18 protein-coding genes are annotated in these 21,641 nt (G+C 72.4%); 13 read left to right on the top strand and 5 right to left on the bottom strand.

The features are described 5' to 3' along the window. Nucleotides 1-12 precede the first annotated feature (12 nt). Nucleotides 13-513 carry a thiol peroxidase gene (tpx, locus tag LG274_RS04390; RefSeq protein WP_248117532.1) on the top strand — a complete coding sequence of 167 codons (501 nt, stop codon included), beginning with the start codon at nt 13-15 and terminating at the stop codon, nt 511-513. Nucleotides 514-521: 8 nt separating this feature from the next. After that, nucleotides 522-1,754 carry a S1C family serine protease gene (locus LG274_RS04385; RefSeq protein ID WP_366370944.1) on the top strand — a complete coding sequence of 411 codons (1,233 nt, stop codon included), beginning with the start codon at nt 522-524 and terminating at the stop codon, nt 1,752-1,754. 21 nt (nt 1,755-1,775) lie between these two features. On the opposite strand, the gene LG274_RS04380 is transcribed toward LG274_RS04385, so the two are convergent. After that, entirely contained in the window at nt 1,776-2,573 is a 798-nt protein-coding gene (locus LG274_RS04380; RefSeq protein ID WP_404465619.1) for a ZIP family metal transporter, read from the bottom strand. A gap of 118 nt (nt 2,574-2,691) precedes the next feature. Between LG274_RS04380 and LG274_RS04375 the strand changes: the two genes are divergently transcribed. The 10 genes from LG274_RS04375 (at nt 2,692) to LG274_RS04330 (ending at nt 16,650) form a co-directional block, all read left to right on the top strand. Further along, nucleotides 2,692-4,182 (top strand): NAD(P)/FAD-dependent oxidoreductase, encoded by a 1,491-nt coding sequence (locus LG274_RS04375; RefSeq protein ID WP_248117544.1) that lies wholly within the window; start codon nt 2,692-2,694, stop codon nt 4,180-4,182. Between the two features lie 203 nt (nt 4,183-4,385). Then, nucleotides 4,386-6,263 carry an ABC transporter family substrate-binding protein gene (locus LG274_RS04370; protein ID WP_404465617.1) on the top strand — a complete coding sequence of 626 codons (1,878 nt, stop codon included), beginning with the start codon at nt 4,386-4,388 and terminating at the stop codon, nt 6,261-6,263. Between the two features lie 162 nt (nt 6,264-6,425). Then, nucleotides 6,426-7,946, top strand: coding sequence for an ABC transporter permease (locus LG274_RS04365; protein WP_404465615.1), 1,521 nt, complete (start codon nt 6,426-6,428; stop codon nt 7,944-7,946). Between the two features lie 7 nt (nt 7,947-7,953). After that, nucleotides 7,954-9,156, top strand: a complete 1,203-nt coding sequence (locus tag LG274_RS04360) for an ABC transporter permease (protein ID WP_343282012.1) — start codon at nt 7,954-7,956, stop codon at nt 9,154-9,156. A 32-nt stretch (nt 9,157-9,188) separates the two neighbouring features. Next, entirely contained in the window at nt 9,189-11,198 is a 2,010-nt protein-coding gene (locus LG274_RS04355; RefSeq protein WP_404466004.1) for an ABC transporter ATP-binding protein, read from the top strand. A gap of 125 nt (nt 11,199-11,323) precedes the next feature. Further along, a complete protein-coding gene (gene typA / locus LG274_RS04350) occupies nt 11,324-13,234 on the top strand; it encodes a translational GTPase TypA (RefSeq protein ID WP_248117568.1) in 1,911 nt (636 codons plus the stop codon). Further along, nucleotides 13,227-13,742: a hypothetical protein gene (locus LG274_RS04345; RefSeq protein WP_404465611.1), complete on the top strand. Its 516-nt coding sequence runs from the start codon at nt 13,227-13,229 to the stop codon at nt 13,740-13,742. The genes typA and LG274_RS04345 overlap by 8 nt, the downstream gene beginning before the upstream one ends. Continuing rightward, the gene (gene fdxA / locus LG274_RS04340) at nt 13,739-14,065 is read left to right on the top strand and encodes a ferredoxin (RefSeq protein ID WP_248117572.1); all 327 of its coding nucleotides are present in this window, start codon (nt 13,739-13,741) and stop codon (nt 14,063-14,065) included. Before LG274_RS04345 ends, fdxA begins: the two co-directional genes overlap by 4 nt. 6 nt (nt 14,066-14,071) lie before the next feature. Continuing rightward, nucleotides 14,072-15,223 (top strand): succinyldiaminopimelate transaminase, encoded by a 1,152-nt coding sequence (gene dapC, locus LG274_RS04335; protein WP_404465609.1) that lies wholly within the window; start codon nt 14,072-14,074, stop codon nt 15,221-15,223. Nucleotides 15,224-15,363: 140 nt separating this feature from the next. Next, nucleotides 15,364-16,650: a citrate synthase gene (locus LG274_RS04330; protein ID WP_404465607.1), complete on the top strand. Its 1,287-nt coding sequence runs from the start codon at nt 15,364-15,366 to the stop codon at nt 16,648-16,650. Nucleotides 16,651-16,740: 90 nt separating this feature from the next. On the opposite strand, the gene LG274_RS04325 is transcribed toward LG274_RS04330, so the two are convergent. Together LG274_RS04325 and dapD are read right to left on the bottom strand one after the other, a co-directional pair. Beyond that, nucleotides 16,741-17,658: a hypothetical protein gene (locus tag LG274_RS04325; RefSeq protein ID WP_404465605.1), complete on the bottom strand. Its 918-nt coding sequence runs from the start codon at nt 17,656-17,658 to the stop codon at nt 16,741-16,743. Nucleotides 17,659-17,660: 2 nt separating this feature from the next. Further along, nucleotides 17,661-18,662, bottom strand: coding sequence for a 2,3,4,5-tetrahydropyridine-2,6-dicarboxylate N-succinyltransferase (gene dapD, locus LG274_RS04320; RefSeq protein ID WP_404465603.1), 1,002 nt, complete (start codon nt 18,660-18,662; stop codon nt 17,661-17,663). A 70-nt stretch (nt 18,663-18,732) separates the two neighbouring features. Between dapD and dapE the strand changes: the two genes are divergently transcribed. Beyond that, entirely contained in the window at nt 18,733-19,887 is a 1,155-nt protein-coding gene (gene dapE, locus LG274_RS04315) for a succinyl-diaminopimelate desuccinylase (RefSeq protein WP_404465601.1), read from the top strand. 83 nt (nt 19,888-19,970) lie between these two features. On the opposite strand, the gene LG274_RS04310 is transcribed toward dapE, so the two are convergent. Next, entirely contained in the window at nt 19,971-20,861 is an 891-nt protein-coding gene (locus LG274_RS04310) for an amino acid ABC transporter permease (protein WP_298712006.1), read from the bottom strand. Beyond that, nucleotides 20,858-21,538 (bottom strand): amino acid ABC transporter permease, encoded by a 681-nt coding sequence (locus LG274_RS04305; RefSeq protein ID WP_298712011.1) that lies wholly within the window; start codon nt 21,536-21,538, stop codon nt 20,858-20,860. Before LG274_RS04305 ends, LG274_RS04310 begins: the two co-directional genes overlap by 4 nt. Between the last annotated feature and the right edge of the window lie 103 nt (nt 21,539-21,641).

Here is a 21,641-nt window from a genome sequence, read left to right as displayed (position 1 = left end):
AGGCTGTCCACCATGGCGACCACCCACTTCCGCGGCACCCCCGTCCACACCGTCGGCGAGCTCCCCTCGCCCGGTGAGCAGGCTCCGGCGTTCACGCTCGTCGGCCAGGACCTCGCTCCCGTGTCCCTCGCGGACCTGACGGGACGCACGGTGGTGCTCAACGTCTTCCCCTCTCTGGACACGGGGGTGTGCGCCGCCTCGGTGCGGACCTTCAACGAGCGCGCGGCGGACCTGGAGGACACCACGGTCCTCGCCGTCTCCGCCGACCTGCCGTTCGCCGCCGCTCGCTTCTGCTCCGCCGAGGGCATCGAGAACGTGCGCCCGGCCTCCGTGTTCCGCTCCGACTTCGGGGCCGTCTACGGCGTCGAGCTGGCGGACGGCCCCATGGCCGGGCTGCTGGCGCGCGCCGTCGTCGTGGTGGACCCGGAGGGCCGCGTGGTGCACACCGAGCTGGTCCCCGAGATCACCGCGGAGCCGGACTACGAGGCGGCGCTGGCCGCCGTGCGCGCCTGAGCACGGCCATGCCTCCATCGGGCGGGCCGCCCGCCGGATGGCCTCCCCGCGGCGCCCGACGACGCCGCTCCCCGCTGGCGACGCTCGTCTCCGTCCTGGGCGTGCTCGGCGCGATCGTCCTCGCGGTGGGCGTCACCCTCCTCGTGACCGGTGAGATCCGGGACCTGGCCGCGGCCGACCGCCCGTCCGCGTCCTCCGCGGGGCGGTCCGACGCCGGCGCGGGCGGCGCCGCCCCGCCCACCGCGGACGCGAGCGAGCTGACCGCAGCGCTCGAGGGCGTCCACGACGGGATCGCCGTCGACTGGTCCGCCCCCGGGGGGAGCGGCGAGGGCCTCGACGCGGGCGTGGAGGTCACCGACGCGCCCGGGGTGCTGCTGGTGGACACGGTGCTGGGCTCGATGATGGGCACGGGCACCGGGATCGTGCTCTCCGCGGACGGGCTCGCGGTGACCAACTACCACGTGGTGGAGGACTCCTCCCGTGTCTTCGTGACCGTGGCGGACACCGGGGAGCGCCACGCAGCCACCGTGCTCGGCAGGGACGCCCAGCACGACATCGCGGTGCTGGACGTCGACGGCGTGGACGACCTGGAGGTCGCGAGCGTGTCCACGGGCCCGCTCCGCCGCGGCGCCGAGGTGGCGGCCGTGGGCAACGGCAGCGGGCAGGGGTTCCTCACCGCGGTGCGGGGCGAGGTGCTCGGCACCGGCCGCTCGATCATGGCCGCCACCGAGGGCACGGACGACTACGCGCGCCTCACCGGTCTGGTGCAGACGGACGCGGACGTGGTGCCGGGCTACTCCGGCGGCCCCCTCGTGGACGCGGACGGCCAGGTGGTGGCCGTGACCGTGGCTGCGAGCGACGGCACCACCGCGCAGGACGTGGACGGGTACGCGATCCCGTTGCCCGTGGCGCTCTCCGTCGTGGAGCAGGTGCTCTCCGGCGAGGAGACGGACACGGTGAGCATCGGCGCGGACGGCGCGCTGGGCATCGTCGTCGCCTCGGCGCCCGAGGGCGTCAGCGTCCTGGAGGTCGCCCCGGACTCCGCGGGGGACGGGATCGGCCTGGTGCCGGGCGACCTCATCCTGGCGATCGACGGCCAGGACGTGGGCGGGGACGCCAGCGCGATGTCCCGCCTGGTGAACGACCACAACGTGGGGGCCCGCATCACCGTGACGTGGCAGACCGCGGGCGGCGAGGAACGCGAGGCCGAGGCCGTGCTGCAGGAGGCGCTCGTCCACTGAGCCGTGCGACGCAGGGTCGGGTCAGCCGAGCAGTGCGAGGGACAGGGCCATCACCGCGGCGCCGCTCAGCGCGCCTGCCCCGGCGGTGGGAAGGCCTCCGGCCGCGCGCGCCGCGGGCAGCAGGGCGGCCAGGCTGAGGGCCGTCATCACCCCGGCGACGGCGGCGAACACCACCGCCAGCAGGGCCGGGGTGATGAACGGGGAGAGCAGCAGGTAGAGCACCACGGCGCCGACGGGCTCCGCGAGCCCGGTGAGGGCCGCCCATCCGAATGCGCGCGCCCGCGATCCGGTGGCCTCGCGCACCGGGACGGCCACGGCCACGCCCTCCGGCACGTTGTGCACGGCCATCGCGACGGCGAGCGCCACGCCCACGGCCGGGTCCTGCAGCGTGCCGGCGAACGTGACGAACCCCTCGGGGGCGTTGTGCAGGCCGATCGCCCCGGCTGTCATCAGGCCCAGACGGTGCAGCCGCCGGGCGTCGAGGGCCGGGGAGGACGCGTCCGCCCGCGGGGACGCCGCCGGGAGGTCGGCGGGGCAGGGGAGGAGGCGGCTGAGGAGAAGGACCACGCCGGCGCCGGCAAGGACCGCGGCGGCGGCCGCGGGGAAGGCCAGCGGGCCGAGGCTCGGGGCCAGGTCCGCGACGGACACGGGCACCATCTCGAGGGCGGACACGCCGACCATGACGCCCGCGGCCAGCCCCAGCGCGAAGCCGAGCCCACGCCCCGTGGGCGGGCGCCCGACGACGGCGAGCAGGCCTCCCAGCACCGTCGCGGCGCCGGCGAAGCACGTCAGGGCCACAGCGGTCCAGAAGGGATCCACCCGACGATCACCTCCTGCGGACGGGGCCAGCGGCGTGCGACCATCCTACGGAGACCGGGACCGGCGGCCCCGCCGGGAGCCCGGCGCCGCAGTCCGACGACCCGCACCGGAGGTCCCCGTGTCCCACATCGCCCCCACCCTCGGCACCGGCTTCGACCTGCCGGACGTCGACCCCGGCCGCGCGGTGGTGGTCGGCTCCGGCCCCAACGGCCTCACCGCGGCGGCCCTGCTGGCCCGCGCCGGCTGGGAGGTGGACGTCTACGAGCGCAATGCGGCGCCCGGCGGCGCCTCGGCCTCCGCGCCCGTGCTGGGGGAGGGGACCGTGGTGGACCTCGGCGCCGCCGGACATCCGTTCGGCGTGGTGAGCCCGGCCTTCCACGAGCTCGACCTCACGGCGCACGGGCTGCGGTGGGTGCACCCCGCGGTGCCCATGGGCCACCCGCTGCAGGACGGGCCGGCAGCCATCCTCCACCGCGACCTCGACGCCACCGCCGACGGGCTGGGCGAGGACGCGCGGGCCTGGCGGCTCCTCCACCGCGCGGTGGTGGGGCACCCCGCTGAGATCGTGGAGAACGTGCTGGGCCCCATGGTGCGCCCCTGGCCGCACCCCGTGACGATGGCCCGGTTCGGGGTGCGCGCCCCATGGCCCGCGGCCCTGCTGGCCCGGACGGTGTTCCGCACGGAGCAGGCCCGCGCGCTCTACACCGGCTCCTCCGTCCACGCCATGATGCCGCCCGGACGGCCGCTCACGAGCGCGTTCGGTGCCCTGTTCGGGGCCCTCGGCATGAGCACCGGATGGCCGGTGGCGGAGGGGGGCTCCGGCTCCATCGTGGCGGCGCTCGTGAAGGTGCTCGAGGCGCACGGCGGCCGCCTGCACCTGGGCCACGAGGTGACGGACCTGCGCTCCCTGCCCGAGGCCGACGCCGTCCTGCTCGACCTGACGCCCCGTCAGGTGCTGGGAATGCGGGGCGCGGACCTCCCTGCCTCCTACGCGCGCCGCCTTCGCCGGTGGCGCTACGGCGCCGCCGTGTCCAAGGTGGACTTCCTCCTCGACGGGCCCATCCCCTGGCGCGACGCGCGGCTCGGCGGCGCGGGCACCGTCCACCTCGGGGGGACGGCGGAGCAGATCCAGCACGCCGAGGCCGAGGCGGCGGCCGGCCGCATGCCCGAGCGGCCGTTCGTGATGCTGTGCCAGCAGCAGTCCGCCGATCCCTCCCGCGCCACGGGGGCCGCCGAGGGGCGCACGGTGGTGTGGTCCTACGCCCACGTGCCGCACGGCCATCCGGGCGACGTGCGCCCCGTGATCGAGGCGCAGATCGAGCGCCATGCTCCCGGCTTCCGGGACCGGATCGTCCGGGCGCACGCCACGCGTCCGGCGGACCTGGAGGCGTGGAATCCCAACCTCGTGGGCGGGGACATCGCGGGCGGATCCATGGGCGGGGCCCAGTTCCTCGCCCGCCCCACCGCGAGCCTGCGTCCGCACCGCGCGGGACGCCCGGGGCTCTACCTGGCCTCCTCCTCGACCCCGCCCGGGGCCGGCGTGCACGGCATGTCCGGCGCGTGGGCGGTGCGGACGCTCCTCAAAGAGCGTGGGGGTGCGGCGGCGTGAGCAGAGGCATTCCGGCGGGTGCCGAATGACACCCGTGTGACGGTGCTTTCGCATTCCGGCCCGATCCAGCTACAGTGTGGTGCATCTCACGGAGAGGCCCTGACTAGGGCCGGTCCGGAGGCCGTCTCGAACCCTGGAAGCCCCTTGCGGCGCACGAAGGGGGAGGCGCCCATTGCACCTTCTGATGATTGGAAGCCCCTTCCATGAAGTACACCAAGCTCTCCGCCGCCGCGGCCCTCGCCGCCGGCTCCGCCCTGATGCTCTCCGCGTGCGCCCCGGCCGGGCCGGCCGCCTCGGGCGACGGCTCCGAGGCCGCCGGCTCCGGCGACGCCTCCGCGTCCGGCTCCGGCGAGGTCCTGACGGGCGACAAGGGTCAGAAGCTCACCGCCAAGGCCGACGGCCCCTCCATGGCCGACCTCGGCGACGTCAAGACCGAGGACGGCTCGATCGCCTACTCCGTGGGCGCGGACGACTTCCTCTCCTACAACGGCGTGCAGTCCAACACGTACACCACGTACAACTCCGCCGTGGTCGACCGCATGTTCTCCAGCTTCTACTACTTCGGCACGGACGGCTCCATCATCCGCAACGAGGACTTCGGCAAGTACGAGAAGGTCTCGGACGACCCGCTCAAGGTCAAGTACACGATCAACGAGGACGCGAAGTGGTCCGACGGCACTCCTGTCACCGCCGCCGACTTCATCGTGCAGTGGGCCGCGGACAATCCCACCATCACCGATCCGAACGGCGAGAAGGACGAGGAGGGCAACCTGCCCCCGCTGTTCGACTCCATCACGGGTGACCCCGGCACCTACATCCCGGAGGCCCCGGAGGGCGAGGCGGACAGCAAGGAGTTCACTGTCACCTACGCCGAGCCCTACGCGGACTGGGAGATCCTCATCGGCTCCGCCCTGCCGGCCCACGTGATCGCCGAGCAGTCGGGCATGGAGCTCACCGAGCTCGTCGACGCCGCCAAGGCCAAGGACGCCGAGGCCCTCGCGCCGGCCGCCAAGTTCTGGAACGAGAAGTGGGACTTCAACCCCGGCGAGCTCCCGGACCCGGCGCTGACCCCCTCCATGGGCCCCTACAAGTTCAAGGAGAACGGCTGGCAGGCCGGCCAGAGCATCACGCTCGAGGCCAACCCGGAGTACTGGGGCACCCCCGCCGCCACGAAGGAGCTCGTGCTCCGCTTCGCCGACCCGAAGACCCACGTGCAGTCTCTGCAGAACGGCGACCTCGACGTCATCGAGCCGCAGGCCACCGTGGACACCCTGGAACAGCTCAAGGGCCTCGGCGACCAGGTCAACATCCAGACCGGCGACCAGCTGACCTGGGAGCACATCGACTACAACCGCGGCAAGGGCTCCGTGTTCGCGGACAGCCCGGAGCTGCGCGAGGCGTTCGCCCTCTGCGTGCCGCGCCAGGACATCGTGGACAAGCTGATCAAGCCCATCTACCCCGAGGCCAAGGTCATGAACGCCCGCGAGGTGTTCCCCTTCCAGGACACGTACGACGAGGTCATCGCCGAGTCCTACAACACCGAGCTGGACCAGCCGAACATCGAGAAGGCGAAGGAGCTCGTCGAGAAGTCGGGCGTGGACAAGCCGACCGTCCGCCTCGGATACCAGGCCGGCAACCCGCGCCGCACCGAGACCGTCGCGCTCATCAAGTCCTCGTGCGACCAGGCCGGCTTCGACATCCAGGACACGAACAGCACCGTGTTCTTCAAGGAGGTCCTCCCCGCGGGCGACTTCGACGCCGCGCTCTTCGCGTGGTCCGGCTCCGGCCAGAAGGCCTCCGGTGCCAACATCTACAAGACCACCGGCGCCCAGAACCAGATGAACTACTCGAACCCCGAGGTCGACGCCGCGTGGGACAAGCTCGCCTCCTCCCTGGACGAGGCCGAGCAGTTCGAGCAGGTCAAGAAGATCGAGAAGCTGCTGTGGGAGGACTTCCAGGCCATCCCGCTGTACGCGCACCCCGGTATCGTGGGCCACAACGCGAACGTCGCCAACGTCCGCGACACCGCCGCCCAGTCGGGCGCGCTGTGGAACGTGGAGCAGTGGAAGCGCGTCCAGTGACGCGTGGCTGACGCCCTGCACGCGTGATGCCCTCCAGTGATGGGCACGCGCCGCAGACCCCGGTGAGAGCCCGGCCGTGACCCGGCCGGGCTCTCTCCGTGAACCGCGGCTCCGCCGCACCTCCTCTATCCTCCGCACGCGCACGGAAGGCCACCCCCTGTTGTGCTGAAATTCATCCTCAAGCGCCTCGGCAGCTCGATCCTCGTGCTGTTCGGCGCCTCGATCCTCCTCTTCTTCCTCACGGTCCACTCCGGTGACCCCCTCGAGGACCTGCGGGAGTCGCAGAGCAACAACCGCGAGAACCTGATCGCCACCCGCACCGCCTTCATGAACCTCGACCAGCCGTGGTACGTCCGCTACTGGGACTGGCTGAAGGGCGTGGGCGGCTGCGTCACGGGCAGCTGCGACCTCGGCACGAACCGCTCCGGCCAGCCGGTCGGCGAGCTGCTCAGCCTGGCCGCCGCCTCCACCCTGCGACTCGTCGTGCTGGCCACCGTGCTCGCCATCATCATCGGCGTCGCGGTGGGCATCATCACCGCCATCCGCCAGTACTCGGGCCTCGACTACGCGGTGACGTTCCTGATCTTCCTCTTCTTCTCCCTGCCCGTCTTCTGGGCCGCGGTGATCCTGAAGGAGTACCTGGGCATCCGGTTCAACGACTGGATCGCGGACCCGACGCTCAGCTGGCCGGCCCTGCTCCTGGCCGCGCTGATCGCCGGCCTGATGCTGCAGGCGGTCATGGCCGGCGACGCCAAGCGCCGGCTCTTCACCTTCGCCACCACCGCGGCCTTCGTGGTCCTGGTCGGCTGGCTGCTGTTCGCGATGGACTTCTGGCGCAACCCGCGGATGGGCCCGATCGTCCAGCTGCTCATCGGCCTGGCCGTCGCCGTCGGGGCCACCATCGTGGTCGCCGGCCTGCGCAACCGCTCGGTGCTCAAGGCGGCGCTCGTCACCGTGGCCCTGGGCATGGTCGGCTACTACGCCACCTACGGCCTGCTGATGACCAACCCCTCCGGGCTGCTGCTCGCGGGCCTCGGGGTGCTCACGATCCTGGTGGCCATCGTCGTGGGACGCCTCCTCGGCGGCTTCTCCAAGGGCTCCGCCGTCGCCGTCTCCATCGTGACGGCGCTCCTGATGGGCGTGGCCATCGTGGCCGAGCACCTGATGAACTACTGGCCGACGCTCCTGCGCATGAAGCCCCGCCCGATCTCCGTGATCGGCTCGGGCACCCCCAACATGGAGGGCCACTTCTGGGTGCTCTTCCTGGACCGCGGCGCGCAGCTCGTCCTGCCGACCATCCTGCTGACCATCATCTCGGTGGCCACGTACTCGCGGTACACGCGCTCCTCCATGCTCGAGGTCTCGCGCCAGGACTACATCCGCACGGCCCGGGCCAAGGGCCTGGGCGAGCGCCAGGTGATCCTGAAGCACGCGTTCCGCAACTCCCTCATCCCCATCACCACCATCATGGCCTTCGACTTCGCGGGCCTGATCGGCGGCGCGGTGATCACGGAGCAGGTGTTCGGCTGGAAGGGCATGGGTGAGCTCTTCGCCACCGGCCTGCGCGAGGTGGACCCCATGCCCGTCATGGCCTTCTTCCTCGTCACCGGCACCGCCGCCGTGCTGATGAACCTCGTGGCGGACGTGCTCTACGCCGTCCTCGACCCCCGAATCCGAGTGTGAGAGCCCCATGACGACTGACAACACCTCCACGCCGGTCTCGAAGACCGAGGCGCAGCAGATCTTCGACCTGGCCGAGGCCGAGGACGCCAAGCTGCGGCAGACCTCCGGCAAGTCCTTCTCGCAGGGCGCGCTGGTCCGGAAGCGCTTCTTCCGTCACAAGGCCGCGATGATCTCCCTCGTGGTGCTCGCGTTCGTGGCGATCATGGCCTTCACCTCCATCGGCTACGGCGGCCTGCCCGGCTGGTGGGACAAGACCTACACCGACGCCGCCCCGATCGTGAACGAGGGGCGCCCCACCATGTCGCTCGTCCCTCAGTTCCTGGGCGGCGAGGGCATCCGATGGGGCGAACACCCCTTCGGTCAGGAGTCGACGGGCAAGGACTACTTCGCCCTCGTGATGCGCGGCACCCAGCAGTCGATGATCATCGCGATCATCGTGGGCCTGCTGTCCACGGTGATCGGCGCGCTCATCGGCGCCGTCTCCGCCTACTTCGGCGGCTGGGTCGACTCGGTGCTGATGCGCCTGACCGACCTGATCATCGTCATCCCGCTGCTCGTCCTCGCGGCCGTGCTCGGCCAGATGGCGGCCGGGCTGAAGATGGGCATCTTCCCCCTCGCGGTGGTGCTCGGGCTCGTGTCCTGGACATCGCTGGCCCGCCTCGTGCGCGGTGAGGTGCTCTCCCTCCGGGAGAAGGAGTACGTGGCCGCGGCCACCGCGATGGGCGCCTCCTCGGGCCGCATCATCCTCAAGCACCTGCTTCCCAACACGATCGGCGTGATCGTGGTGAACGCCACCTTCGCGATCGCCGGCGCTGTGCTGCTGGAGACCTCGCTGTCCTTCCTCGGCTTCGGCGTGCAGCCCCCCGACACCTCCCTGGGCGTGCTCATCAGCCAGTACCAGAACTCCTTCACCACGCGTCCGTGGCTGTTCTGGTGGCCGGGCATGATCATCCTCGCCGTCGCCCTCTCCGTGAACTTCCTCGGCGACGGCCTCCGCGACGCCTTCGACCCGCGCCAGGCCGGCGCCGGGCGCCCCAAGCGCGGCCTCTTCGGCCGACGCGCCGCCGTGACCGAGGCCGGCGCCGTCACCGCCGGCGGCCTGCAGACCGCCCCGACGGCCCGCGCCGCCGAGGACGTCGATGCCGCCGAGGACGTCGCGCCGACCGAGGCCGACGCCCGTCGCGGCCGTGACGGAGGCGGCGCACTGTGAGCTCGAGCGCGAACGACAAGAAAGGCCGTTTCATGTTCGGAAAGAAGAAGAAGGACGTGGCCCCGGCCACCGAGACCGCGCTGACGCAGCCGGCCCCGACCGACGGCCCCGTCACCGCGGCGGACTTCCCCGAGGTGGGACCGCACGGCGTCGACGCCGCCGGGACGCACGGCTCCTCCGCCGTCGACCTCGACGCCGTGGGTGCCGCGGTGCCCGGCTCCTCGGGCACCGCGTCCGCGGATGCGGCAGACGTCCGCCCGGCCGCCCCCGTGGTCGGCGAGCGCACCGTCGTCGAGCCCGCGAGCGAGGGCGTCGTCGCGGGGCCGACCACGAGCGCGATCGGTGTGGTCACCCGCCACGACGACCGCGCCGGCGAGCCCGTGCTCGCGTTCAAGGACGTGGACGTGCAGTTCAGCACCGAGTTCGGCCCGGTCCACGCCGTGAAGGGCGTGACGTTCGACGTCAAGCCCGGCGAGGTCGTGGCGCTCGTGGGCGAGTCCGGCTCGGGCAAGTCCGTGACCAGCTCCACCGCGATGGGCCTGCTGCCCTCGAACGCGGACATCACCGGCTCGGTGCGCCTGGCCGGCCAGGAGATCCTCACGATGTCCCCGGGACGGCTGCGCTCGGTGCGCGGCAAGGACGTGGCCATGGTCTTCCAGGAGCCCATGACCGCCCTGAACCCCGTGCTCACGGTGGGCGACCAGCTCACGGAGGCCCTCGAGCTGCACGGGCTCGCCTTCGGCACGGAGGCGGACAAGCGCGCGATCGAGCTGCTCACCATGGTGGGCATCCCGGACCCGGAGAACCGTCTCAAGCAGTACCCGCATCAGTTCTCCGGCGGCCAGCGCCAGCGCATCGTGATCGCGATGGCCATCAGCTGCTCGCCGAAGATGATCATCGCCGACGAGCCCACCACGGCCCTCGACGTGACCGTCCAGGCGGAGATCCTGGAGCTGCTGCGCTCGCTGAAGAGCAAGATGAACACCGGCATCCTGCTGATCACGCACAACATGGGCGTGGTCGCGGACATGGCGGACCGCGTGTGTGTGATGCTCCACGGCGAGCTCGTGGAGCAGGGCTCCGTGCACCAGGTGCTCCAGCACCCGCAGCACCCCTACACGCAGAAGCTGCTCTCGGCCGTGCCCCGGCTGGGCGCCGCCTACCAGGTGGCCGAGCCGGAGCCCGTCACCTCCACGCAGACGCGGGCCCGGTACGCGATCGAGGCGGAGAACCTCAACCTCGAGTACGACCACCGGGGCAAGAGGAACCGCGTGGTGCACGACGTCAGCTTCACGGTGGCGCCCGGGGAGATCCTGGGCCTCGTGGGCGAGTCCGGCTCGGGCAAGTCCACGATCGCGAAGTCCGTGCTCGGGCTCCTCCCGATCGCCTCGGGTGCCCTGCGCATCCAGGGCGAGGACCTCGCGACGATCCCGAAGGCGCAGCAGAAGGCCCTGCGTCGCCGGATCGGCGTCGTGTTCCAGGACCCGGCGGCCTCGCTGGACCCGCGCTTCCCGATCGGCGACATCATCACCGAGCCCATGGTGGTCCACGGCGTGGGGGACCGGCGCTCGCGCCTGGCCCGCGCCGAGGAGCTCCTGGACGCGGTGAAGCTGCCGCGCAGCGTGGTGAACCGCTTCCCGCACGAGCTCTCCGGCGGCCAGCGCCAGCGCATCTCCATCGCGCGTGCGCTGACCCTGGATCCCGAGGTGCTGATCGCGGACGAGCCCACGTCGGCGCTGGACGTCTCCGTCCAGGCCGCCGTGCTCGACATGTTCGCCGAGCTGCAGCACCGCTACGAGTTCGCGTGCCTCTTCGTGTCCCACGACCTGGCGGTGGTGGACATGCTGGCGCACAAGGTGCTCGTGCTCAAGGACGGCAAGCAGGTGGAGCAGGGTCCCGTGGAGGAGGTGCTGCACCACCCGCGCGAGGAGTACACCCGCCGGCTCCTGGCCGCGGCCCCCGTGCCGGACCCGGACCAGCAGGCCGAGCGGCGTCAGCAGCGCCGCGAGTTCCTCGCCTCCCTCGGCGAGGGCGTGTACTGACGGACCGGACGGTCGCCCCGTCCGTCCCCCGGCCCGACGGCGGCGGCCCCGGCGCGTATGATCGCACCGGGGCCGCCGTCGTCGTGCGCCCCGCCTCTTTGACTGCCGAACCGGACAGGACCCCCATGACCTCGACCGAAACCCGCCGCTCCGATCTGCGCAACGTGGCCATCGTGGCCCACGTGGACCACGGCAAGACCACCCTCGTGGACGCCATGCTCCGCCAGACCGGATCCTTCGCCGCGCACGGCGACGTGGCCGAGCGCGTCATGGACTCCGGCGACCTCGAGCGTGAGAAGGGCATCACCATCCTCGCCAAGAACACCACGGTGTTCTACTCCGGCCCGTCGGCCCCCGAGGGCGAGACCGTCACCATCAACGTGATCGACACCCCCGGCCACGCCGACTTCGGCGGCGAGGTGGAGCGCGGCCTGTCCATGGTGGACGGCGTCGTCCTGCTCGTGGACGCGTCCGAGGGCCCGCTGCCCCAGACCCGCTTCGTGCTGCGCAAGGCCCTCGCGGCCAAGCTGCCCGTGGTGCTCGTGGTCAACAAGACCGACCGCCCGGACGCCCGCATCGACGGCGTCGTCTCCGACTCCATGGACCTGCTGCTCGGCCTGGCCTCGGACCTCGCCGAGGAGGACCCGGACCTGGACCTGGACGCCGTGCTGGACGTGCCCGTCGTGTTCGCCTCCGGCAAGGCCGGCCGCGCCTCCGTGAACCAGCCCGAGGACGGCGCCCTGCCGGACGCCGAGGACCTCGAGCCGCTGTTCAAGGTGATCATGTCCAACATCCCCGCCCCCACCTTCACGGAGGGCGAGGTCCTGCAGGCCCACGTGACCAACCTGGACGCCTCCCCGTTCCTGGGCCGCCTCGCGCTGCTGCGCATCTTCAACGGCACCCTCAAGAAGGGGCAGACCGTGGCCTGGGCCCGCCAGGACGGCCAGCTGAAGAACGTCAAGATCACCGAGCTCCTCGCCACCCGCGGCCTCGAGCGGGTCCCCGCGGAGTCCGCCGGCCCGGGCGAGATCGTCGCCGTGGCCGGCATCGAGGACATCATGATCGGCGAGACGCTCACCGACGCCGAGAACCCCAAGCCCCTGCCGCTCATCACGGTGGACGATCCGGCCATCTCCATGACCGTGGGCATCAACACGTCCCCGTTGGCCGGCCGCGTCAAGGGCGCCAAGGTCACCGCGCGCCAGGTGAAGGACCGCCTGGACAAGGAGCTCATCGGCAACGTGTCCCTCAAGGTGCTCCCCACCGAGCGCCCCGACGCGTGGGAGGTCCAGGGCCGCGGCGAGCTCGCCCTGGCCATCCTCGTGGAGCAGATGCGCCGCGAGGGCTTCGAGCTCACCGTCGGCAAGCCCCAGGTGGTCACCAAGACCGTGGACGGCAAGGTCCACGAGCCCATGGAGCGCATGACCATCGACATCCCGGACGAGTTCATGGGCGGCGTCACACAGCTCATGGCCGCCCGCAAGGGCCGCATGCAGGAGATGTCCAACCACGGCACCGGCTGGATCCGCATGGAGTTCCTCGTGCCCGCCCGCGGCCTGATCGGCTTCCGCACGCGCTTCCTCACGGAGACCCGCGGCGCCGGCATCGCCTCCTCCGAGGCCGCCGGCTACGAGCCGTGGGCCGGGGAGATCGAGTACCGCACCAACGGCTCGCTCATGGCCGACCGCGCGGGCACCGCCACGCCGTTCGCCATGATCAACCTGCAGGAGCGCGGCACGTTCTTCATCAATCCGGGCTCTGAGGTGTACGAGGGCATGATCGTCGGCGAGAACTCGCGCGCGGACGACATGGACGTCAACATCACCAAGGAGAAGAAGCTCACGAACATGCGATCGGCCTCGGCCGACAACTTCGAGGGCCTCACCCCGCCGCACATCCTCACCCTCGAGGAGTCCCTCGAGTTCGCCCGCGAGGACGAGTGCGTGGAGATCACCCCGGAGTCGATCCGCATCCGCAAGGTGATCCTGGACGCCAACGAGCGCAACAAGGCCGCCCGCCAGCGCGCCCGTGCCTGACACGTCCGCCGAGCGGCCCACCCCGCCGGCGGCGTCCGCCGTCGGCGGGGTGCTGCTCGGCCTGGGAGTCGGCGCCCTCGGCACCGCCACCCACCTGAACGCGGCCCCGCTCGCGGGCGCCTGGACCCTGCCGTGGGGCGCCGCCCTGGCGCTGCTGCTGGCGGGGTCCGCCCAGTGGTGGTGGATGCGCCGCACCGCCGACGCCGGCGGGCGGGCCCTCCCGGCCGGCGCCGCCGTCGCGGTGGGCGCGTTCACCGCCGCGCTCGCGCTCTGCCGCCTGCCGGCGACGGACCGCCTGGGCCTGCCGTGGACGCCGGACGTGTTCGCGGCGATGCCGGGCGCCGCACTGGCCTCGGTGGCCTGGATCGCGGGCCTGCCCGTGCTCGGCGTGGTGCTGCCGGCCCTCGCCGCCCGGGGCGGGCGCAGGGGCCCGCGTCGGACCGAGAGAGTACCCTGGGCGGAAGCCCCGAACCCCCATCACCGACGAGAGGTGGACGGTCAGTCATGACCTATGTGATCGCGTTGCCATGCGTGGACGTCAAGGACAAGGCGTGCATCGACGAATGCCCCGTGGACTGCATCTACGAGGGCGAGCGCTCCCTCTACATCCACCCGGACGAGTGCGTCGACTGCGGCGCGTGCGAGCCGGTGTGCCCCGTGGAGGCCATCTACTACGAGGACGACACCCCCGAGGAGTGGGCCGAGTACTACAAGGCCAACGTCGAGTTCTTCGATGACCTCGGCTCCCCGGGCGGCGCGGCCAAGCTGGGCAAGATCGCCAAGGACCACCCGATCATCGCCGCCCTGCCGCCGCAGAACGCGGACGCCTGAGCGCCCATGCTCACCCTCCCGGACTACCCGTGGGACACGCTCGCCCCCTACCGTGAGCGCGCGGCCGCGCATCCTGACGGCACGGTGGACCTGTCCATCGGCACGCCCGTGGACCCCACGCCGGAGCTGATCCGGCGCGCCCTCACCGAGGCCGCCGACGCCCACGGGTACCCCACCACGCACGGGACCGCCGCGCTGCGCGGGGCCGTGGTGGACTGGTTCGCCCGCCGCCGCGGCGTCCCCGGGCTGGACCCGGACGCCGTCATCCCCTCCGTGGGCTCCAAGGAGTTCATCGCGTGGCTGCCGACGCTGCTGGGCCTCGGTGCGGACGACGTCGTGGTGCACCCGCGCACCGCCTACCCCACGTACGCGATCGGTGCGCAGATCGCCGGAGCGCAGGCCGTGGCGGCGGACGACCTGGAGGAGCTGGACCCGGACGTGCGCGCCCGCGTGCGCCTCGTGTGGACCAACTCGCCGGCCAACCCGACGGGCGCCGTCCTCGCCGCGGACGCGCTGAAGCGGATCGTGGACCAGGGCCGCGCCCTCGGCGCCGTGGTGTGCGGCGACGAGTGCTACGCCGAGCTCGGGTGGGATGCATGGGAGGACACGCAGGTGCCGTGCATCCTGGCCCCCGAGGTCTCCGGCGGGGACCTCACGGGCCTGCTCAGCGTGTACTCGCTCTCCAAGCAGTCCAACCTGGCCGGGTACCGCGCGGCGTTCGCCGCGGGCGATCCCGCGCTCGTGGCCGCCCTGGTGAACACGCGCAAGCACGCGGGCATGATCGTGCCCGCGCCCGTGCAGCACGCGATGGCCGCGGCCCTGGCCGACGACGCGCACGTGGCCGAGCAGAAGGACCGCTACCGGCGCCGCCGCGCGCTCCTCAAGCCCGCGCTGGAGGCGGCCGGCTGCGCCGTGGACCACTCCGAGGCGGGCCTCTACCTGTGGACGCGCCGCGCAGACACCGACCCGTCCGCCGCCACGGAACAGGACTCGTGGGACCTGCTGGGGGCGCTGGCCGACCTCGGCATCGTCGCCGGGCCCGGCGTCTTCTACGGCCCGGCCGGCCAGGGCTACGTGCGCGTCGCGCTCACGGCCTCGGACGACGCCGTCGCCCGCGCCGCCCGCCGGCTCACCGAGCGCGCAGCCGCGCGGGACTGACACCGTCGCCGCCGCGCCGCCCCCGTGCCCCGCCGGGCACGGGAGTTGGTAGCGTGGGCCGCAGACGTCCCCACGTGCGGTGTGCCCCATCCTCGCGTGCTGCGCGGGGCCATCCATGAACCACGACGAGGGAGTTTCCCGTGACTGAGAACGAGTCCGTCCGGCTGAATGTCGGCGAGAAGAGCCTGGAGCTCGGCATCGAGCGCGCCACGGCCGGCAACGACGGCATCAAGATCGCCCCGCTCCTCAAGGAGACCGGCGACGTGACCTACGACCCCGGCTTCATGAACACCGCGAACGCCAAGTCCGCCGTGACCTACATCGACGGCGACCAGGGCATCCTGCGCTACCGCGGCTACGCGATCGAGGACCTCGCGGCGAACTCCTCCTTCATGGAGGTCGCCTACCTCCTGATCTACGGCGAGCTGCCGGAGACCAAGGAGGCGCTCGCCGACTGGGAGACCAACATCCTCCGCCACAACATGGTGCACGAGGACCTGAAGATGTTCTTCAACGGCTTCCCGCGCGACGCGCACCCGATGCCGGTGCTGTCCTCCTCCGTGTCCGCCCTCTCCACGTTCTACGGCGACTCCCTGGACCCGCACGACCCGGACCAGGTGCACATCTCCACCATCCGCCTGCTGGGCAAGCTGCCGGTGCTGGCCTCCTACGCGTTCAAGAAGTCGCTCGGCCAGCCCTTCATGTACCCGCACAACAACCTGAACTACGTGGAGAACTTCCTCCGCCTGTGCTTCGGCGTGCCCGCCGAGGAGTACGAGATCGACCCGGACATGGTCAAGGCGCTCGATCTGCTCCTCATGCTGCACGCGGACCACGAGCAGAACGCCTCCACCTCCACGGTGCGCCTCGTCGGCTCCACCGAGGCGAACCTCTTCGCCTCCGTCTCGGCGGGCGTCAACGCGCTTTACGGCCCGCTGCACGGCGGCGCCAACGAGGCCGTGCTGAACATGCTCCGCAAGATCCAGGCCGAGGGCACGAAGCCCGAGGACTTCATGGAGAAGGTGAAGAACAAGGAGGACGGCGTCCGCCTGATGGGCTTCGGCCACCGCGTGTACAAGAACTACGACCCGCGCGCGAGGATCATCAAGACGACCGCCGAGGACATCCTCGCCAAGCTCGGCGGCAACGACGAGCTCCTCGAGATCGCGCAGCGCCTCGAGGAGAAGGCCCTGGCCGACGACTACTTCGTGGAGCGCAAGCTCTACCCGAACGTCGACTTCTACACCGGCGTGATCTACAAGGCCATGGGCTTCCCGGAGAAGATGTTCACCGTCCTCTTCGCCCTGGGCCGCCTGCCCGGGTGGATCGCCCAGTGGCGCGAGCTCATGGAGGATCCGGCCACCAAGATCGGCCGTCCCCGCCAGATCTACGTGGGCGAGCCGCTGCGCCAGTACCCGCAGCGCTGAACCGCACGCCCCGCTCGGGGGTCCGCCGGCCCGTCGTCCTCCTCGCGGAGGCGGCGGGCCGGCGTCGTCGTCGGCGCGAACCCGCGCCGCTCAGAAGGTGACGCGCACGCCCTCCACCGGAGTCTGATCGATCCCGGCCTCGGCGCGGCTGACGAACCCGCCGCCGCCCGACCGCTCCCACACGAGGTCCCCGGTCTCCACGGTGCGCACCCCGTGGGCGTCCGCGTTGACCACGGACCAGGCGGCGAGGGAGCGGGCCTCGGCATCGTCCAGGCCGCCCGTGCCGCCCGCGACCGCCACGGTCCTGCCGCTCGGCGAGTCCTCGGGCGGGCGGCTCCATGCGACGGAGGGGTGCTGGCGCGCCGCGGTGGCGAGGAAGCCCTCCGGGTCCGCCTCGCCCGGCGTGTCGAGGCGGCAGCGCAGCTTCTCGGTCCACTCGCCCGTGAGCGCGGCGGCCCAGGCGCGGGCCTCGACCTCGTGGTCCGCGTAGGCGTCCGGGTAGGCCGAGCGCTGCACCGCCTGGGCGGCCTCGGTGACGGCCATGTCCTGATAGTCCGGGGCGATGTCCTCCAGCGCGGCGAAGAACGCGTTCGCCGCGTACACCGGGTCCATGACCTCCTCCTGCGTGCCCCAGCCCTGCGAGGGGCGCTGCTGGAACACGCCGCGCGAGTCGGGGCCGGCCTGGTCCCCGTGGTCGAGGGCCCGCAGGCCCGACTCCTGGATGCCGGTGGCGATCCCGATCGTGGCCGCGCGCGGCGGCAGCCCGCGCTCCTGCGCGGTCGCTGCGATCACGCCCGCGACGGCGGCGCGGTCCGGGGAGAGGCGGTGGTGCGCGCCGTCGTCGGTGATCACGAGGCACACCTCCGGGCCGAGCAGCGGGCCGTGGCCGGCCTCCGAGGCCCACCACGCGCCCGCCCCGAGGCCGCCGAGCACGAGCACGCCCGTGGCCGTGACGAGGGCGCGCCGCGCCAGGGACGGCCGGCGGCGCGGAGCGGCAGGGGCGCTCATGGTCAGCCGTTCGCGTGCAGCGCGGCGTTCAGCTCCACCGTGCGCCCGGCGCGCGGCAGGGCCTCGACGGCGCCCGTGCCCGAGTGGCGGCGGAAGAGCAGGTTCGGGACCCCGGAGAGGTCCACGGCCTTCACGACGGCGGGATCCTCGCCCTCGCGGAGCACCGTGACGCGCGTGCCGGCCGTGACGTAGAGACCGGCCTCCACCACGCAGTCGTCGCCGATCGAGATGCCGACGCCCGAGTTCGCGCCGAGCAGCACGTGCTCGCCGATCACGATCCTCTGGGTGCCGCCGCCGGAGAGGGTGCCCATGATGGAGACGCCGCCGCCGAGGTCGGAGCCGTCGCCGACCACGACGCCGGCCGAGATGCGGCCCTCGACCATGGAATGGCCCAGCGTGCCGGCGTTGAAGTTCACGAAGCCCTCGTGCATGACGGTGGTGCCCTCGGCGAGGTGCGCGCCGAGGCGGACGCGGTCGGCGTCGCCGATGCGCACGCCGCTGGGCACGACGTAGTCCGTCATGCGGGGGAACTTGTCCACGCCGTGCACGGTGACGGAGCCGCGGGCGCGCAGCTTCGCGCGGGTCAGCTCGAAGCCGTCCACGGCGCACGGGCCGTGGTTGGTCCACACGACGTTGGCCAGCAGGCCGAACACGCCGTCGAGGTTGAGCTCGTTCGGGCGGACGAGGCGGTGGGAGAGCGCATGCAGGCGCAGCCACGCGTCCTCGGGGGAGGCGGGGGCGGCGTCCAGGTCGACCTCGAGGGCGACGACGGACTGCGTGGTGCCGCGGTCGGCGTCGTCCGTGGCGAGGCCGTCCAGCATGCCGCCGACGGAGGCGTCCGCCGACGCGAGCGGCCCGGCGACGGGCGCGGGGAACCACACGTCCAGCACCGTGCCGTCAGCGGCACGGGTGGCCAGGCCATGGCCGGCCACGAGGCGGGCGGAGCCGGAGGGGGCGGTCGAGGCGGTCGAGGCGGGGGACGGGTGTGCGGCGGTCTCGGTCATGGGCCCAGCCTACCGATCGGGCCCCGCCGGACCCGGGGCGGGGGCCGACCGCGTCCGTAGACTGGACGCCATGACAGCCCTCGACGCCGCCCCCGCACTCCCGGACCTCACCGCCGCCGACCTGGACGTCGCGGAGCTGACCGCCACCCTGCTGGACATCCGCTCGGTCTCGGGGGAGGAGCGGCCGCTCGCCGACGCGGTGGAGACCGCCCTGCGCGGGCTCGGAGGCCTCGCCGTGCGCCGCCTCGGCGACACCGTCGTCGCCCGCACCGAGCTGGGCCGGGACACCCGCGTGATCCTCGCCGGACACCTGGACACGGTGCCGTTGCCGACCGTCCCGGGTTCGCGCGGCACCGTGCCGAGCGCGTGGGTCGGGGACACGCTCTACGGCCGCGGTGCGGTGGACATGAAGTCCGGGGTGGCGGTGCAGCTCGCCCTCGCCGGCCGCTTCGGCGGCGCCACGGACGCGCCGGGCGCACAGGCCCCCGTGCACGACGTGACCTGGGTGTTCTACGACAACGAGGAGGTCGCCTCGCATCTCTCCGGCCTCGGCCGCGTGGTCCGCGAGGCCCCCGAGCTGCTCGAGGGCGACTTCGCGGTCCTCCTGGAGCCCACCGACGGCGTCGTGGAGGGAGGCTGCAACGGCACGTGCCGCTACCGCGTCTCCTACGCCGGGGTGGCCGCCCACTCCGGCCGAGCCTGGCGCGGGGAGAACGCGATCCACAAGGCCGGCCCCCTGCTGGGCGCCCTCGCCGCGTACGACCCCGCCACGGTGACCGTGGAGGGCCTGGACTACCGGGAGGGCCTCAACGCCATCCGGATCGCCGGCGGCGTGGCCGGCAACGTCATCCCGGACGCGGCGCACGTGGACGTCAACTACCGCTTCGCCCCGGACAAGACCCTCGAGGAGGCGCACGCCCACGTGCGTCAGGTGTTCGAGCGTGCCGGGGTGGACTGGACGGCGCAGGTGGAGGTCATGGACGCCTCCGCCGCCGCCCGGCCCGGCCTGGACCGGCCCGCGGCGGCCGCGTTCGTGACCGCCGTGGGCGGGGAGCCCAAGCCCAAGTACGGCTGGACCGATGTGGCCCGCTTCTCCGCCCTCGGCGTGCCCGCCGTGAACTTCGGCCCCGGCGACGCCCTGCTGGCCCACACCGACGACGAGCACGTGGACCGCGCCGCCGTGCACGCCTGCCTGGACGCGCTCTCGGGGTGGCTGGCGGGCTGACCGCGGCGGCCCCCTCCCCGACGACGACGGCCGGCCTCCCTGCCCGCGCGGGGCGGAGATGAGGCCGGCCGTCGCAGGTCGGATCAGTGCTTCGCGTGCACCGGGATGGCGACGGCCGAGGACCCCGCGGCGGGGTTGGTCCGGCCCGCGGTGCGCGAGGACAGCAGGCCGGAGAGACGGGACGCCACCCAGGTGAGCAGGACGTTGATCGCGATGAAGATGAGCGCGGCCACCACCAGTGACTGCAGGATGTTCCCCTGGCCCGAGCCGAGCTGCCGGGCGTACTGGAGCAGCTCGAAGAAGCCGATCAGGTAGCCGAGCGCGGAGTCCTTGAGGATCACCACGAACTGGCTGAGGAGCGAGGGCAGCATGGCGACGAGGGCCTGGGGGACCTCCACGAGGCGCAGGGACTGGTTGGACGTCATGCCGATCGCCGCCGCCGCCTCGCGCTGGCCCTTGGGCAGGGACTTGACGCCGGAGCGCACCAGCTCGGCGATCACGGAGCCGTTGTACAGGGTGAGCCCGAGGATGACGGCGTAGTAGGGGCCGTCCTGGGCGGAGAGCACGCCGCTGCGCGCTGCGAGGGCGAAGGCCTGGTAGAAGAACACCATCATCAGGAGCACCGGCACGGCGCGGAAGAACTCGACCACCACGGCGGCCGCCGCCCGGACCGGCGCGAAGGGCGCCAGTCGGAGGAAGCCGAACACGAGGCCGAAGGCCACCGAGGTGACCACCGCGATCGCGGCCACCTGCAGGGTGAACTGCAGTCCGGGCACGTAGTAGTTGGACCACGCGTTCGCGTCGAGTGCCGCGCTCCAGCGGCGGGGTTCCAGCTGCCCGCGCTCGGCCATGCGGACGAGGACCAGCGCGGCCACCGCCACCACGGCCGCCAGCGCCACGAGGTTGAGGACCAGGACGCGCCGCCGGGCCACGGGGCCCGGGGCGTCGAAGAGGATGGAGGCCTGGGCGCTCATCGGCTCACCGCCCACTTGTCAGAGGCCCACGTGGTGAGCAGGCCGATCGGGATGACGATCAGGCAGAAGCCGATCGCGAAGGTCAGGAAGATGGCCACCATCATGTCCGGGCGGAACTCGATCATCGTCTTCATGAGCCCGGAGGCCTCGGCGACCGAGGCGGCCGCGGCGACGGTGGTGTTCTTCGTCAGGGCGATCACGGTGTTGCCGATCGGGGTGATGGCCCCGCGCAGGGCCTGGGGGAGGATGACGTGGCGCGCCGCTGGAAGGAAGCCCAGGCCGATCGCCCGGGCCGCCTCCGCCTGCCCGAGTGGGACCGTGTTCACGCCGGAGCGGATGGCCTCGCACATGAAGGCCGCGTGGTACAGGGAGAGCGCGATCACCGCATAGATGAAGAAGTTCAGGGTGAAGTCGCTCGCGAAGGTGACCTTCAGCTGGCCCCACACCGCCAGGACTCCCAGCAGCATGATGATGGTCAACGGGGTGTTGCGCACGATGTGGACATAGCCGGCGCCGAGCGCTCGCAGGGAGGGGACGGGGGAGATGCGGCACAGGGCGAGGACGACGCCCAAGACGAACGAGGCCAGCGTGGCCAGGACGGCCAGCCGGATGTTCATCCAGAACGCGAGCGGCACGGCCGAGCCGTACTGCTCCATGAGAGTGGACAGTGGTTCCATGGGTCTTCCGATGCCGTCTCTTCCGGGGGTGGAGGGGGCCGTGGCCTGACCGCCCCGGCCGCACACGCCCGGGTGGGCGGTGCCGCCGAGGCGGTCGGGTCAG

This window comes from Micrococcus antarcticus (genome assembly GCF_044872765.1).
Lineage (GTDB): Bacteria > Actinomycetota > Actinomycetes > Actinomycetales > Micrococcaceae > Micrococcus.
Note: the sequence above shows the minus strand (reverse complement) of the source record. Positions and strands in the feature narration are given on the sequence as shown.